The following is a 13,598-nucleotide window of genomic DNA, read 5'->3' on the forward strand; positions in this document are numbered from 1 at the left end:
GCCCGCTGCCCAGCCGTTTTCCTTCCTCATCTCCCTGATGCCGAGACACCCCGCCCATGGCTGATATCGACCCCAAGTTCACCGGTGCTGCCGACAGCGAAGCCGATGCCGATACGGCGCGCAAGGCCAAGCGCAAGCGTGGCTTCCTGCTCTTTGCCGGCGCGCTGGCGCTGGTGGCGGCGGGCTTTGGCCTTTACGAATGGATCGCGGGCGGGCGCTATGTCGATACCGACAACGCCTATGTCGCGGCCGAAGTGGCGCAAGTGACGCCCCTGGTTTCGGGCCCGGTGCGGCGCGTGGCGGTGAACGACACGCAAGTGGTGCGCCGGGGCGATATCCTGGTGGAGCTTGATCCCACCGACGCCAAGATCGCCCTGGCGGCGGCCGAGGCCGACTATGCCGATGCGCTGCGCAAAGTGCGCCAGACGGTGGCCACCGGCACCGCGCTTTCGGCGCAAGTGGGCGAGCGGCAGGCCGATATCGCCCGCATGGCCGCGCAGGTCCAGGTAGCCACGGCCGATTTCCAGCGCGCCGAGATCGACTTGAAGCGCCGCCAGTCGCTGGTGTCTGACGGCGCGGTGTCCGGCGAGGAACTGACCACCGCCCGCAACGCCTATGCCGCCGCCCAGGGGCAGTTGGCCGCCGCGCGCGCCAGCCTGGCTTCGGCCCAGGCGGCACGCGGCACCGCCAACGGCCAGGAAGCGGCCAACGCCGCGTTGGTGAGCGGCACCACGCCCGAAACCAACCCGCAGGTGCTGGTCGCCAAGGCGCGGCTTGACAAGGCGCGGATCGACCTGGCCCGCACCGTGATCCGCGCGCCGGTGAGCGGCGTTGTCACGCAGCGCAATGTCCAGGTGGGACAAAGCGTGGCCGTGGGGACAGTGCTGATGACTGTGGTGCCGATCGGCCAGGCGCACGTCGACGCCAATTTCAAGGAAAGCCAGCTTGCCCATGTGCGCCCCGGCCAGCCGGTGACGCTGACGTCTGACCTCTATGGCGACGATGTGGTCTATCATGGCCGCGTGGTGGGCTTTTCGGGCGGCACGGGTTCATCGCAGGCGGTGATCCCGGCGCAGAACGCCACGGGCAACTGGATCAAGGTGGTGCAGCGCCTGCCGGTGCGCGTGGCGCTTGATCCGCACGAGCTGGGCGCGCATCCGCTGCGCATCGGCCTGTCGATGACGGCCACGATCGATACGCGGCCGGAAAAGGACCAGACCGCACAGGGCGGCAACTGACATGGCCGGCGGACCGCCCATGGCCTTGGGCGCGGATGGGCCGCCGCCGCTGAAAGGCGCGCGGCTGGCGCTGGGGGGATTTGCCCTGGCGCTGTCCAACTTCGTCGTGGTGCTCGACATCACCATCGCCAATGTCTCGGTGCCGCACATTTCCGGCAGCCTTGCGGTTTCGCCCACCCAAGGCACCTGGGTGCTCACGTCCTACGCCGTGGCCGAGGCGATCTGCGTGCCGCTGACGGGCTGGCTGGCGCGCACCTTTGGTGCGGTGCGCGTGTTCCTGATGGCGCTGATGGGCTTTGGCATCTTTTCCATGCTGTGCGGCATTTCGGGCAGCCTGAGCGCGTTGATCGCGTTCCGCGTCTGCCAGGGGCTGTGCGGCGGGCCGATCATGCCGATGACGCAGACCCTGCTGATGCGCATCTTCCCGCGCGACAAGGGCGGGGCGGCGCTGGGCCTGTGGGCGATGACCACGGTGGTGGCGCCTATCGCCGGGCCGATCTGCGGTGGGATCATTTCCGACAACTGGTCGTGGCACTGGCTGTTCTTCATCAACATTCCGTTGGCGGTGTTCTGCCTGGTCGTGGCCTGGCGGTTGGTGCGCCGGTTCGAAACGCCCACGCAGAAATCCCCGATCGATTTCGTCGGCCTGGGGTTGATGGTGCTGTGGGTGGGCGCGCTGCAGATCATGCTCGACAAGGGCCGCGAGGAAGACTGGTTTTCCAGTGCGTTCATCGTCACCCTCGCCGTGGTCGCGGTGGTCGGCTTCATCGCCTTCCTGATCTGGGAGCTGACCGAGAAGCACCCGATCATCGACCTGTCGGTGTTCCGCAACCGCGGCTTTACCATCGCGGTGGTGACGCAGAGCGTGGCCTATGGCGCGTTCTTCACGTTCATCGTGCTGATCCCGATGTTCCTGCAGACCAACCTCAACTACACCGCCACCTGGGCCGGCCTGGCGATGGGCTGGGTGGGCGTGCTGGCGGTGGTGTTCTCGCCCATCGTGGCAAGGCTGGTGGGCAAGGTGGATACCCGCGCGCTGATCAGCTTCGGGGTGGCCTGGCTGGGCTTTGTTGCCGCGCTGCGCACGGTGTGGGTGACGGACATGGGCTATTGGACCATCGCCTTTCCGCAGATGATCCAAGGCATGGGCATGCCGTTCTTCTTCGTGGGCTCCACGGCGCTGGCCATGGCCTCGGTCAGGCCCGACCAGACCGCATCGGGCGCGGGGATCCAGAATTTCATGCGCACGATGGCCGGCGCCTTTGCCACATCGATGTCCACCACGCTGTGGGAGCACCAGGCCAAGGTCAACCGCGCCGAACTGGTCGGCCTGGTCCATCCGCCCATGCACACCGGCCTGCCGGTGGCCCAGGCGCGCATGGCCTTGAGCCAACTGGTCCAGACCGAAGCGGTGACGCTGGCCACGCGCCAGGTGTTCCTGTTGTGCACGGTGATCTTCTTCGTGGCGGCAGGCATGATCTGGCTGGCGCCCAAGCCGGGTAAGCGCAAGGGGTAGGCAGCCTAGGATAGGCTCTGCGCAACGGCGGGTGATTCTGTTGGCGTGCGTAGAGGCGCAGAGACGGTTCAATTCTCTGCGCCTCTGCGTGCATCAGAATTCGGCCAAGTCGTCTGCTTTGGGCTGGGCTGGCGGCATGGCCAATATTGGCGGGAATCGCCCCAGTTGCGGCCATTCGTGAAAAAAGCGAAACATGTTGCCGGAGGCGTCATGGCAAGCCGCGAATTTCGAATAGTTTCAAACGGCATTCACCCCCTGCTGCTCGGCATGACTCGTGAGCAGCTCGATCGCGTGATGCGCGAAGAGCCCAAAGTCAGCCCTTCGCGCATAGCTGGCGAGGAAGTTCTACAATTCGAGAGTGCAAATGCGCGCGTGGTGATGCGCAAGGGTCGGACTGTCGAGATTGCCGTAACTCCACCAGCGAACGTCATTTTCAAGGACAAGCCTCTTTTTCAAGACCCATCGGTCTGGCGCGCAGTCGTAGCAGAGGACGGCGACGCCCAAGAGTGCTTGGGATTTATCGTGCTGCAGAAATCTGGACTTACTCTGACAGGTTTCCACGACAACGACCCCGCGCAGCTTGCCATAACCGCTTTCGAGCGAGGACGATGGGACGCCATGCAAGGTCGGATGAAACCCCTTGGCATGCAAGCGAACGGAGGCTGACCATCACTTCTTGACGTCGCAACCCTCTGCTAATTCGTCCACGCCGCCCGCTCAATCCAGCAGCAGGATCGACATGCGGCGGTTGCGCGGGTCGTTGGGGCTGTCGGGCACCAGCGGGTCGCGGTCGGCCACGCCTTCGATGCGTTGGAAGCGTTTTTCGCCCACGCCGTTGCGCATCAGGGCCAGGCGGGTGGCTTCGGCGCGGCCAGCGGAGAGTGACCAGTTGTTGGCTGGATCGCCGGGTTTCCATTGCAGCGCATCGGTGTGGCCGCGCACCGTCAGGTTGCCCGGATCGGGGGCGATGGCCTGGCCGATGGCGCGCACCAGTTCCAGGGCATCGGGGGTGAGGATCGTGGTGCCCAGCCGGAACATCGAGAAATTGGCATCGTCGAGCATGTCGATGCGGATGCCCTCGGGCGTCATCGTCATGTGCACCTGCTTGGCCAGCTGGCGCAGCTTTTCGTTGGCTTCCAGCTTTTCCTTGAGGCGCTGCTGCATCACGGCGGTGCGCTTGACTTTCGATCCGCCGTCCTTGGGGCCGCCGGTGGCGTCGCGCGGGATGGTCATCGTGCGCGTGCCGGTCTGGCCGGCGCGGTGGGCATAGTTGTCGGCATCGGTCAGCGACGAGCCGCCGAGCAGGCCGTAAGACCCGGCGCTGCCCTTGCGCGTTTTCACCAGGGTGGGGGTGAAATAGTCGGCGATGCCCTTGCGCTGCTTTTCGGTGGTGGCGCCCAGCAGCCACATCAGCAGGAAGAACGCCATCATTGCGGTCACGAAATCGGCATAGGCCACTTTCCAGGCGCCGCCGTGGTGGCCGCCGGCCACCACGGTGATCTTCTTGACGATGATCGGCTTGGGCGCTTCCTTGCCCTTTGGCGGCTTGGCCATGGCACACCCTCCTTAGCGGCCGCGCAGCGCGTCGAGCAGTTCCGAAAGGCCGGGACGAAAGGCATGGCCCAGGCCCGAGCGCGCGCTTTCCACCACCAGCGGCTGCGGCCAGCCATGCAGCGAGGAGACGATCACCTGCTTGACCGCCTGGTAGATCATCGCATCCTGATCGAGCACCTGCTTGAGCCTGCCGGCCAGCGGCGCCACGATGCCATAGGCCAGCAGCACGCCCATGAACGTGCCGACCAGGGCCGAACCGATCATCGCGCCCAGCACCGTGGGCGGCTTGTCGATCGAACCCATGGTTTTCACCACGCCCAGCACGGCGGCCACGATGCCCAGCGCGGGCAGCGCGTCGGCCAGGCCCTGGAGCGCGTGCTGCGCTTCCTCTTCCTCGTGGAAATGGGTCTTCATCGCGTGGTCCATCACGTCTTCCACGGCGTGCACTTCCAGCGTGCCCGAAGACACCACGATGAGCGTGAGCGTATCGCAGATCAGCGAAACCAGCGCGCCATGGGCCAGGATGCGCGGATATTCGGCAAAGAGCGCCGAACTCTTGGGGTCGGCGACGTGGCTTTCCAAGGCCACCGGGCCATCGCTGCGCAGGATCTTCATCAGCTTGGCGCACAGCACGATGGCGTCCACATGGTCCTGCTTGTTGTGCTTGGGGCCCTTGAACACCTTGCCCAGGCCCGCGCCGATGCCTTTCAACTCGTGCAGCGAGTTCCCGGTGATGGTGGCGCCCAGGGCGGCGCCGCCGATGATCAGCATTTCATGGGGAATCGCCTCGGCCACCGGGCCGATTGCGCCCCCGGTGATGATGAACCCGCCAAACACCATGGCGAGCAGGACGACGATGCCGATACCAGCGTACATGAAGCGATAACCTTGTCGATAAACCGTGAGGGCCAAAGGCGCTGCTTGCGCCGTGCTGCATTGCAGAACGGCGCAAGCGCGCCGGCTTTCAGGACATCATGTTGAACAGCGACAGGCCGGATATCTTGGTGAAGCTGGCCTGGCTGGCCTGGAGCACGGTGGCCAGCTCCTGCAGCCGGGTATAGGCGGTGGGAATATCGGTGGCGCCGAGCGTGCTCTGGTCCTGGCTGCGCGCCTCGCTCATCGTGGTCTGCCGCTCGGTGTTGAGGTCGATCCACGACAGGCGCGCACCCACCACGGTCTGCCCGGTGGATACCGAGGTGATCGCATCGTCGAGCGTGGTAAGCGCGGTGCTTGCCGCGCTTTGCGCGCCACTGCCACCGGCGCTGATCGCGTCGGTGATGGCCTTGAGCGCGGCAAACACGTCGGTGCTGGTGGTGCCGGTGCTGAAATTGAGGAATTCCGGCCCGGTCAGGCTGCGCTTGACGCTTTGCCCATCGCCCAGTTCCAGGCTGCCCGCGCTGCCGCTGCCGACATAGCTGACCACCCCGGTGGTGGCGTCCACGCTATAGGCATCGCCAGAAGCATCGCCGCCGAACAGCGCATTGCCCGCGCTGTCGCGCGTGTTGGCCAGCGAAACCAGGTTGTTGCGCAGTTCAACCAGTTCGTTGCCGATGCTGGTGCGCTGGGCGTTGGACAGCGTGCCGGTGGCGGCCTGGTTGGCCAGCTGGCGTGCGCGCTGCAACGAGTTGATCATCTCGGTCATCGCCGAATCCGTGAGGTTCAGATCGGCCGTGGCGCGGTTTGCCGATCCGGCATCGACCTTGGAGATGGCGTCCTGGCGCTGCAGGTTGCGCAGGCGCGAGGCGGTCAGCGGATCGTCGGACGAAGCCGCCAGGCGGTTGCCGCTCGATATCTGGGTCTGCACCTGCTCCATCTGGGCACGCAGGCTGGTCAGGTCGAGCGAAGACCGCTCGTAAAAGGCGGAAGTCGTGGTCGAGACGCTGGTGGACATGATGGGCCTACTTGATTGCGAGGATGGTGTCGAACAGGTTGCTGGCAACCTGCATGACCCGGCCAGAGGCCTGGAACGCTTGCTGGAACCGGGTCAGGTTGATCGCTTCGGTATCGAGATCGACGCCGGCCTGGGCCGAAAGCGCGGTCTTGGCAGCATCGGAGATGGTCTTGAGCGCATCGCGCGTGGTGGTGCGCGCCTGGACCGTGCCCGAGGTCTGATACAGCAGGTTGTCCATCGTGCCGGCCGGATCGGCGCTGGTCAGCGCGTTGCGCAAGGCGGTCAGGTTGGTGGTGTCGCGGCTGTTGGCCGTGGCGCCCGCGGCAGCGGTGGCGATGGCGCTGCCATCGGTGGTCGTCAGCGCCATGTCTGCCGCGCCGGTGCCCGAAAGCAGCGCGGCGCCGGCACTGCCGTTCAGCGCGGCGCCATTGCCCTGCGCGGTGTTGACCGTGTCGATCACGGTCTGGGCCAGATCGTCGAGCTGGCTGTGCACATCGGCCACGCGCAGCAAGACCTGCTGCTGCCCGGCGAGCGAGCCGGCCGACAGCGTCACCGCGCCGGCTGCCACGGTGAAGCTGATCGTCCCGTCGCTGGCCGTGGTCATGGCCAGGGTCTGCGCGGTGTTGCCGGTCACCAGCGGCGCGCCCGAGGTGCCGCCCAGCGTCACCCCTACCGTGCCGTCGCTGGCAAAGCTGGTGGCGATATCGGCATAGCCCGACAGCTTCTGCAACAGCATGTCGCGCTGGTCCATCAGCCCGGTGCGATCGCTGGTGGCATCGGCCATGCGCGATAGCCGGCCATTGACCTTGGCCAGTTCGGCCGACAGCGTGTTGACCTGGGTGACGCCATCGGCCGCGCCGGTCTGCTGGCCCGTAGCCACGGCATCGAGCTGGTTCGAGGCGATGTTGAAACTGTTGGTCATGGTCTGCGCCGCCGCGATCACCGAGGCGCGCAGCGGCGTATCGGTGGGACTTTGCGCCAACTGGGTCAGTGCGGTTTCAAAGCCGGTGATGGCCGAATAGATGCCCGGGTCCTCCAGCGCGGCCTGCACGTCTTCAAGGCCGGTGACTTCGGTATCGACCCGCGCGGTATCGGCGCTGGTGCGGCGCACTTCGGCCTGGCGAAAGGAATCGGCATTGCGCTGCACCCCGGTGACGCGCACGCCCGAAAGCGACACGTCGCGATTGTTGGCGACATAGCCGGGCGTCATCACCTCTTCGGTGGAAACGCTGCGCCGGACATAGCCCTCGGTGCCCGCGTTCGCGATGTTCTGGGCCGTCACATCCAGCTGGATGCGCGCGGCGCGGGTGGCGCTGCGGGCGATGGAAAGAAGATCGGATGCCATGGCGATCAGGCTCCCTTGCCAGTGCTGGTGCCACTATTGGCGCCGGGGCCCGTGGCAGCGGCGCTCTGGCCGGCTGCCTGCGCGAGCTGGCTTTCCAGCCGGGCAGCCAGGCCCAGGGTACCGGCTTGCGCGGCGATTTCGGCAAAGCGTTCATCGCGCATCTGGGTAAAGGTATCGTCCTGTTTCTTGCCGAACAGATCGTCTCCACCCAGGTCGGTATTGCGCGCAGTGCTGAGCATCTGGCGCAGGAACATGGCTTCGAACCCCTGTGCGGCCTTGCGCAGCGCGGCGCGGTCGATCGGCGCCGATGCGGCCGAAGTGCCCGATACGGCAGCGGAATTGAGCGATTGCGCAGTCATCAGATCACCACCATTTCGGCCTTGAGGGCGCCGGCTTGCTTGAGCGCTTCAAGGATCGCCACCAGGTCGGACGGCGAAACGCCCAATTTATTAAGGGCATTGACCAGCGAAGAGAGCGAGGCGCCGGGCTTGAACAGGGCCACGTGGTTGCCTTCCTCGGTCACGCTGATCTGGCTGTTGGGCACCACGGCGGTCTGCCCGTTGGAGAACGGGCCGGGTTGCGACACGCGCGGCTTCTCGTCGATCTTCACCACCAGCTTGCCGTGGCTGATCGCGGCGGGCGACAGGCGCACCGCGCTATTGATCACCACCGTGCCGGTGCGGCTGTTGACGATCACCTTGGCGGCGGCTTCGGCCGGGTTCACTTCGATCGCCTCGATCGCGGCCATCGCGCTGGCGCGGGCATCGGCGCCGCTGGGCAGGCGCAGGGCCAGGGTTACCCCATCCTCCACGCTCGCGGTCTTGGGAAACTTGGTGTTGATCGCATCGCGCACGCGTGCAGCGTTGAGGAAATCGGCGTCGAACAGGTTCCAGCGCAGCACGTCGGCGCTATCGAACCCGGTATCGACTGCACGTTCCACCGTGGCGCCTTCGGCGATGCGGCCGACGGTGGGCACGTTGACGGTCAGTTGCGAGCCATCCTTGGCCGTGATGCCGAGGCCACCCACGGCCAGGTTGCCCTGGGCCATGGCATAGATCTGCCCGTCGGCACCATAAAGTGGGGCCAGCACCAGCGCGCCGCCGCGCAGCGACTTGGCCTTCCCGATGGTGGAAACCGTCACGTCGATGCGCTGGCCCGGCTTGGAAAAGGCCGGCAGATCGGCCGTGACCATCACCGCCGCGGCGTTCTTGAGCCCAGGCGCCACGCCGGCCGGCAATTGCACGCCCAGCCGCCCGGACACCCCGCGCATGGCCTGCGTCAGGTATTCCAGGTTGTCGTCCCCCGTGCCGGCCAGGCCCACGACGATGCCATAGCCGGTGAGCTGGTTCGAGCGCACGCCCTGGAATTCGCCCAGATCGCGCACGCGCTCGGCATGGGCGGCCTGGGCCAGCACCGGCAGGGTGGCCATGGCGGCCGCCAGCACCAGCAGCATCGGGCCGGGGCGAAGGATGCGGCGGCGCAACAGCGGCCGCACGGCAAGGCCGGCGAGCGCGGCAGCCGCCAGATCGGCCGCAAAGGGAAATTCCATGATCATGATGAAGGCCTAGAACGGGCTGACAAGGTTGAAGAACTTGGTGAGCCAACCCTGGCGCGCGGCGCGGCTGACATCGCCGTTGCCGGCATAAGTGATGCGCGCATCGGCCACCTGGCCCGACTGGATGCGGTTTGTGGTGTCGATATCGGCCAGGCGCACGATCCCCGAAACCTGCACCCATTCCTGGCCCTGGCTCAACGTCAGCCGCTTTTCGCCTTTGACCAGCGCGGTGCCGTTGGGGCGCAATTGCGCGATCGTCACCGAAACCTCGCCGCCCAGCGTGCTGGTCTGCGAGGCATTGCCGGTGCCGGAAAAGGCGCTGGCGCCCGAATTGTTGATGCCGTTCTGCGACAGGATCGACAGCGGCCCCTTGTTGGGCGGGGTAAACGTGAACGAGGACGACTTGGCCGTCTTGCTGGCCGCCGATTTCGACGTGGTGAGCTGTTCGGCCAGCACGATGACCAAGCTGTCTCCCACGGCATGGGCACGCGCGCCTTCCACCAGGCCGGCATAGCCATTGGCCAGGTTGAGAATGCTGCCATCGGCAGGCTTGGGCGTGCCGGCGGCCGGCAAGGTCGGGTCAAAGCCCGCGCCCGGGCGATTGCGCGCCTTGGCCGGCTGGGCCGCCACCAGCATGGCGGCGGTGATCAGCGCCGGTACGGCCAGAACGGCCAGCAGTTTGAGGCCCAGACCGGGGCGGGGCGCCAGACCGGTGCGGGAAAGTCCGCGCAGCCGTTCGGTGCGCAGGGCCTTGTCGAACAGGGCGTCGAAAGGGGAATCCATACAGATCAGCGCTTTCCCGCCTTACAGCGTCTGGTTGGCGTTCTTGAGCATGTCGTCGATGGCCGAGATCATCTTGGAATTGATCTCGTAGGCGCGCTGGCACTCGATCATGTCGACCAGCTCTTCCACGACGTTGACGTTGGACGCTTCGAGATAGCCCTGCTGGATATGGCCGCGCCCGGCATCGCCCGCATTGCCCACCTGGGCCGCGCCGCTGGCGCCGGTTTCCACCAGGAAGTTGTCGCCAATGGCCTTGAGGCCCTGCGGATTGGCAAAGCTGGCAATGGTGATCTGGCCCAGCGTGGTCGCCTCGGTGGCGCCGGGCAGCGTGGCCGTCACGGTGCCGTCCTGCGCCACGGTGATGGCGCTGGCGCCTTCGGGCACGGTGACCGCCGGCTGCAGGGCATAGCCTTGCGAAGTGACGAGCGTGCCTTCCGATGACCGGCTGAAATTGCCCGCGCGGGTATAGGCCAACTGGCCACCGGGCAGCGTCACCTGGAAAAACCCGTCGCCATCGAGCGCGAGGTCGAGCGCATTGCCCGTGCTTTGCAACTGGCCCTGGTTTTCCATCCGCGCGGTGCCCTGAAGCGAAACCCCGGTGCCCAGGTTGAGCCCCGTGGCATAGGCGGTTTCGTTGGACGATTGCTGCCCGGCCACGCGCGTGTCCTGATAGGCGAGCGTGGCGAAATTGGCGCGATCGCGCTTGAAGCCGGTGGTGCTGACGTTGGCCAGGTTGTTGGCGATCACGCGCATCCGCGTGTCCTGGGCTTCCAGGCCGGTGCGGGCGACGTGCAGGGCGGAACTGGGCATGGCAGGATCTCTCCGATTGGATTTTTCAGGTGTTCAGGCGCATCAGGCTGGCGGATTTCTCGTCCACCTCGCGCGCGGTGGAGGCCACTTTGGTGCGCATTTCGAACAGGCGCTGGGCTTCGACCATTTCCACGATCACCTGGGTGGGATCGACGTTGGATTGCTCCAGCGCGCCGGGGGTGAGGCGCGCTTCCTCGTCTTGCGGCAGGGTGCCCATGGTGTTGTTGGCGCCGGTCACGTGGAACAGCCCGTCCAGCCCCTTGCCCACCTGGCTGCCCGCCGTCGAAACCAGCTTGATGCGGGCAACGACCTGGGGCGGGGTGGAGGGGTTCTGCGGGTCGGCGGCCATCACGCTGCCATCGGGCGCGATGGTCACGATCGTGCCGGTGGGCACGGTGATCGGCCCCCCATCGCCGATCACCGGCCGCCCATCGCCGTTTTGCAGCACGCCATCGGCGGTGATCGTCAGATCGCCGCGCCGGGTATAGGCCTCGCTGCCGTCTTCGGCCTGCACCGCCAGCATGGTGTCGCCGCTGAGCGCCACGTCGAGCGGGTTGCTGGTGGCGATCGTGGCACCTTGCTTGCTGCTGGACCCCTGCACATAGCCTTGCGTCATCGCGCGCGCTTCGAGCGCTTGGCCCTTGAGCGTGATCGGCGTGGCGCTGAGCATTTCCTGGCGGAAGCCGATGGTCTGCGCGTTGGCCATGTTGCTGGCGATCACGCGCTGGCGCACCATCGACCCGGCCATGCCGGAATAGGCGGTGTAGATCAGCCGGTCCATGGCCGGTTACCCCCCTTAGCTGCGCAGGTTGAGAATGGCCTGGGTGGCCTGGGTGGCTGTGTCGATCGCCTTGGCATTGGCCTGGTAGGCGCGCTGCGCCACGATCAGGCCGACGAGTTCGTCCGACACTTCCACGTTGGAGCGTTCGAGATAGCCCGACATCAACTTGCCGTACTGGCCGTTGGTGGGCTCGCCATAGTTGGCGAGGCCGGACAGGTTGGTGGCGGTCCAATTGGCCGAACCCTGCTGGCGCAGCCCTTGCGCGTTGAGGAACGTGGCGAGGCCGATCTTGCCGATGATGGTGTTCGAGCCATCGGCATAGCTGGCCGCGACATTGCCGTTTTCCGAAACCGTGAATCCGGCAAATTCCGAGCCGGCAGCATTGGTTGTAGGCACCAGAGCGTCGGTCATCGTCGTGCTGGTCACGGCGCCGGTGGAGTCGGTGGGAAACATCTGCACGCGATTGCCCTGGGCATCGGTGACATAGCCGCCCGAATCCATCTGGAACGCGCCATTGCGGGTATACATCGTCTGGCCGGTGGAGGGCGAAACCACGGTAAAGAACCCATCGCCGCTGACTGCCAGGTCCAGCGAAGAGCCGGTGGAATCGAGCGCGCCCTGCTTGAAGTTCTGGGTGATCGCCTCGACCTTGGCACCGATCCCTTCGATCAGGCGCGGGTTGGTAAAGGCCGTGCCGGCGACCACGTCGGCAAAGCTGACGGTGCTTTTCTTGAAGCCGTTGGTTTCCGAGTTGGCGATGTTGTTGCTGACCACGTTGAGATCGGTCTGCGCATTCTTGATGCCGTTGAGCGACGTGTAGAACGACATGGGCTGGTTTTCCTGTCGGTTGGGGGAGGGAGGGTCAGGCGGTTGCCGTGGTGGCTGCCGTGCCGGAGGTAGATGCCGCCGTCTGCGCGGCGCTGATCGCGGCGAGTTGCTGCGAAATCGTCTGCAGCGTCGCGGCGATCTGGCTGTTCGAAGCGTTGGCGGAATTGAGCTGATCGAGCTTGTCGGAAATGTCGGTGAGCGTGTTGTTCATCTCCGTCGAGTTCGACAGCGAGGAAAACTGCGCGAGCTGCGCCACCATCTGGGTGTTGTCCACCGGCGAGGTGGGGTCCTGGTTCTGCAGCTGCGCGGTCAGCATCTTGAGAAAATCGGTGGCGCCAAGGCTGGCCCAACCGGTCTTGGCCGTGCTGGAGGAACCGGTGGTTGCGCTGGTTGATGTTACGGTGGTCATGTCACTTCATCCTCATCGTATCGAGCATCAGCTGCTTGGCGGTCTGCATCGCCTCCACCACGTTCTGGTATTGGCGGCTGGCTTCCATCATCTCGACCATCTCGGCGTTCTCATCGACCGGGGCGGTCCAGACATCGCCGTTGGCGTCTGCCAGTGGATTGTCGGGATCGTGGGTGCGCACGGCGGTGGTGTCGGTGCGGTAGACGCCCTGGACCTTGACCGTGGAAAGGCCGGTACGGCGATCGAGCTCTTCGGCAAAAACGGGGCGCAGCGGGCGATAGGCCGCCGCGTCGCTGCTGGCGACGTTGCCGGCATTGGCCAGGTTCGAAGCCGCTGCGTTCATCCGCACCAGCTGGGCCGACATGGCGCGGCCGGTCACGCCGAACAGGGTGAGGGGGGAATTGCCGTTGCCCGCCATGGTCAATCACCCTTGAGCGCGCGGGTCACTTCGCCCACGCGGCCCTTGATGAATTCCAGCGTGGCCGAATAGCCCACCGCGTTTTCGGCAAAGGCGGTCTGTTCCGTGGCCAGTTCTACCGTGTTGCCATCGAGGCTGGGCATCACCGGCACGCGATAGAGCGTGGCGCCCGCTTCAGCCTGGCCCTGGCTGGCGCCGGCAAGGCGTGCCTTGAGCGCGGCGCCGAAATCGATGTCGCGCGCCTTGTACCCGGGGGTGGCGGCGTTGGCGATGTTGGAGGCCAGCAGGCCCAGGCGCGTGGCGCGCAGTTCCAGCGCGGCGCCGTGGATGCCGAACAGGCCATCGGTTGATGCACTCTCGCTCATCGGTCGTGCTCTCGCTTTCCTTGGGCAAACAAACGATGCCGATGGTTCAGCAAGGGGCGTGCCAATTGCCGCAAAACCCGCAAACGCGGCGTTCCGGGGCGGCCG

General features: G+C 65.9%; 16 protein-coding genes. 3 read left to right on the plus strand and 13 right to left on the minus strand.

The annotated features are described in order from the left end of the window. Positions 1–56 precede the first annotated feature (56 nt). The 3 genes from FHT19_RS00845 to FHT19_RS00855 all read left to right on the plus strand — a co-directional run bounded on the left by FHT19_RS00845 (position 57) and on the right by FHT19_RS00855 (position 3,420). Positions 57–1,238 carry an HlyD family efflux transporter periplasmic adaptor subunit gene (locus FHT19_RS00845; RefSeq protein WP_169473371.1) on the plus strand — a complete coding sequence of 394 codons (1,182 nt, stop codon included), beginning with the start codon at positions 57–59 and terminating at the stop codon, positions 1,236–1,238. A 1-nt stretch (position 1,239) separates the two neighbouring features. Then, positions 1,240–2,754 (plus strand): DHA2 family efflux MFS transporter permease subunit, encoded by a 1,515-nt coding sequence (locus FHT19_RS00850; protein ID WP_169473373.1) that lies wholly within the window; start codon positions 1,240–1,242, stop codon positions 2,752–2,754. Positions 2,755–2,964: 210 nt separating this feature from the next. Continuing rightward, on the plus strand, positions 2,965–3,420 hold the full coding sequence (locus FHT19_RS00855; RefSeq protein WP_169473375.1) for a hypothetical protein: 456 nt from the start codon (positions 2,965–2,967) through the stop codon (positions 3,418–3,420). A gap of 51 nt (positions 3,421–3,471) precedes the next feature. Here FHT19_RS00855 and FHT19_RS00860 read toward each other — a convergent pair whose 3' ends face one another. The 13 genes from FHT19_RS00860 to flgB all read right to left on the minus strand — a co-directional run bounded on the left by FHT19_RS00860 (position 3,472) and on the right by flgB (position 13,493). Continuing rightward, a complete protein-coding gene (locus tag FHT19_RS00860) occupies positions 3,472–4,308 on the minus strand; it encodes a flagellar motor protein MotB (RefSeq protein ID WP_168553912.1) in 837 nt (278 codons plus the stop codon). A gap of 12 nt (positions 4,309–4,320) precedes the next feature. After that, positions 4,321–5,184 (minus strand): flagellar motor stator protein MotA, encoded by an 864-nt coding sequence (gene motA / locus FHT19_RS00865; RefSeq protein WP_168553913.1) that lies wholly within the window; start codon positions 5,182–5,184, stop codon positions 4,321–4,323. 88 nt (positions 5,185–5,272) lie between these two features. Then, on the minus strand, positions 5,273–6,199 hold the full coding sequence (locus FHT19_RS00870) for a flagellin (protein ID WP_169473377.1): 927 nt from the start codon (positions 6,197–6,199) through the stop codon (positions 5,273–5,275). Between the two features lie 7 nt (positions 6,200–6,206). Further along, positions 6,207–7,544, minus strand: a complete 1,338-nt coding sequence (gene flgK / locus FHT19_RS00875; RefSeq protein WP_169473379.1) for a flagellar hook-associated protein FlgK — start codon at positions 7,542–7,544, stop codon at positions 6,207–6,209. 5 nt (positions 7,545–7,549) lie between these two features. Then, the gene (locus FHT19_RS00880; RefSeq protein ID WP_169473381.1) at positions 7,550–7,903 is read right to left on the minus strand and encodes a rod-binding protein; all 354 of its coding nucleotides are present in this window, start codon (positions 7,901–7,903) and stop codon (positions 7,550–7,552) included. Then, complete coding sequence (locus FHT19_RS00885) at positions 7,903–8,997, minus strand: flagellar basal body P-ring protein FlgI (RefSeq protein ID WP_179506704.1); 1,095 nt, start codon at positions 8,995–8,997, stop codon at positions 7,903–7,905. The genes FHT19_RS00880 and FHT19_RS00885 overlap by 1 nt, the downstream gene beginning before the upstream one ends. Positions 8,998–9,108: 111 nt before the next feature. Next, complete coding sequence (locus FHT19_RS00890) at positions 9,109–9,882, minus strand: flagellar basal body L-ring protein FlgH (protein ID WP_168553917.1); 774 nt, start codon at positions 9,880–9,882, stop codon at positions 9,109–9,111. A 21-nt stretch (positions 9,883–9,903) separates the two neighbouring features. Continuing rightward, positions 9,904–10,692 carry a flagellar basal-body rod protein FlgG gene (flgG, locus tag FHT19_RS00895; protein ID WP_168553918.1) on the minus strand — a complete coding sequence of 263 codons (789 nt, stop codon included), beginning with the start codon at positions 10,690–10,692 and terminating at the stop codon, positions 9,904–9,906. Positions 10,693–10,717: 25 nt separating this feature from the next. Further along, positions 10,718–11,473 (minus strand): flagellar basal body rod protein FlgF, encoded by a 756-nt coding sequence (flgF, locus tag FHT19_RS00900; protein ID WP_169473383.1) that lies wholly within the window; start codon positions 11,471–11,473, stop codon positions 10,718–10,720. Positions 11,474–11,488: 15 nt separating this feature from the next. Beyond that, positions 11,489–12,301, minus strand: a complete 813-nt coding sequence (locus FHT19_RS00905; RefSeq protein WP_168553920.1) for a flagellar hook basal-body protein — start codon at positions 12,299–12,301, stop codon at positions 11,489–11,491. 34 nt (positions 12,302–12,335) lie between these two features. Continuing rightward, on the minus strand, positions 12,336–12,710 hold the full coding sequence (locus FHT19_RS00910; protein WP_169473385.1) for a flagellar hook capping FlgD N-terminal domain-containing protein: 375 nt from the start codon (positions 12,708–12,710) through the stop codon (positions 12,336–12,338). Position 12,711: 1 nt separating this feature from the next. Beyond that, a complete protein-coding gene (flgC, locus tag FHT19_RS00915; protein WP_168553922.1) occupies positions 12,712–13,128 on the minus strand; it encodes a flagellar basal body rod protein FlgC in 417 nt (138 codons plus the stop codon). A 2-nt stretch (positions 13,129–13,130) separates the two neighbouring features. Beyond that, positions 13,131–13,493 carry a flagellar basal body rod protein FlgB gene (flgB, locus tag FHT19_RS00920; RefSeq protein WP_168553923.1) on the minus strand — a complete coding sequence of 121 codons (363 nt, stop codon included), beginning with the start codon at positions 13,491–13,493 and terminating at the stop codon, positions 13,131–13,133. Positions 13,494–13,598 lie beyond the last annotated feature (105 nt).

The organism is Novosphingobium sp. SG919 (assembly GCF_012932495.1).
Classification (GTDB): Bacteria; Pseudomonadota; Alphaproteobacteria; order Sphingomonadales; family Sphingomonadaceae; genus Novosphingobium; species Novosphingobium rhizosphaerae.

Excerpts from the sequence above, each read along its gene's own strand:
- FHT19_RS00845 (WP_169473371.1), top strand. The coding sequence starts at position 57 with ATGGCTGATATCGACCCCAAGTTCACCGGTGCTGCCGACAGCGAAGCC.
- FHT19_RS00850 (WP_169473373.1), top strand. The coding sequence starts at position 1,240 with ATGGCCGGCGGACCGCCCATGGCCTTGGGCGCGGATGGGCCGCCGCCG.
- FHT19_RS00855 (WP_169473375.1), top strand. The coding sequence starts at position 2,965 with ATGGCAAGCCGCGAATTTCGAATAGTTTCAAACGGCATTCACCCCCTG.
- FHT19_RS00860 (WP_168553912.1), bottom strand. The coding sequence starts at position 4,308 with ATGGCCAAGCCGCCAAAGGGCAAGGAAGCGCCCAAGCCGATCATCGTC.
- motA (WP_168553913.1), bottom strand. The coding sequence starts at position 5,184 with ATGTACGCTGGTATCGGCATCGTCGTCCTGCTCGCCATGGTGTTTGGC.
- FHT19_RS00870 (WP_169473377.1), bottom strand. The coding sequence starts at position 6,199 with ATGTCCACCAGCGTCTCGACCACGACTTCCGCCTTTTACGAGCGGTCT.
- flgK (WP_169473379.1), bottom strand. The coding sequence starts at position 7,544 with ATGGCATCCGATCTTCTTTCCATCGCCCGCAGCGCCACCCGCGCCGCG.
- FHT19_RS00880 (WP_169473381.1), bottom strand. The coding sequence starts at position 7,903 with ATGACTGCGCAATCGCTCAATTCCGCTGCCGTATCGGGCACTTCGGCC.
- FHT19_RS00885 (WP_179506704.1), bottom strand. The coding sequence starts at position 8,997 with ATGCTGCTGGTGCTGGCGGCCGCCATGGCCACCCTGCCGGTGCTGGCC.
- FHT19_RS00890 (WP_168553917.1), bottom strand. The coding sequence starts at position 9,882 with ATGGATTCCCCTTTCGACGCCCTGTTCGACAAGGCCCTGCGCACCGAA.
- flgG (WP_168553918.1), bottom strand. The coding sequence starts at position 10,692 with ATGCCCAGTTCCGCCCTGCACGTCGCCCGCACCGGCCTGGAAGCCCAG.
- flgF (WP_169473383.1), bottom strand. The coding sequence starts at position 11,473 with ATGGACCGGCTGATCTACACCGCCTATTCCGGCATGGCCGGGTCGATG.
- FHT19_RS00905 (WP_168553920.1), bottom strand. The coding sequence starts at position 12,301 with ATGTCGTTCTACACGTCGCTCAACGGCATCAAGAATGCGCAGACCGAT.
- FHT19_RS00910 (WP_169473385.1), bottom strand. The coding sequence starts at position 12,710 with ATGACCACCGTAACATCAACCAGCGCAACCACCGGTTCCTCCAGCACG.
- flgC (WP_168553922.1), bottom strand. The coding sequence starts at position 13,128 with ATGGCGGGCAACGGCAATTCCCCCCTCACCCTGTTCGGCGTGACCGGC.
- flgB (WP_168553923.1), bottom strand. The coding sequence starts at position 13,493 with ATGAGCGAGAGTGCATCAACCGATGGCCTGTTCGGCATCCACGGCGCC.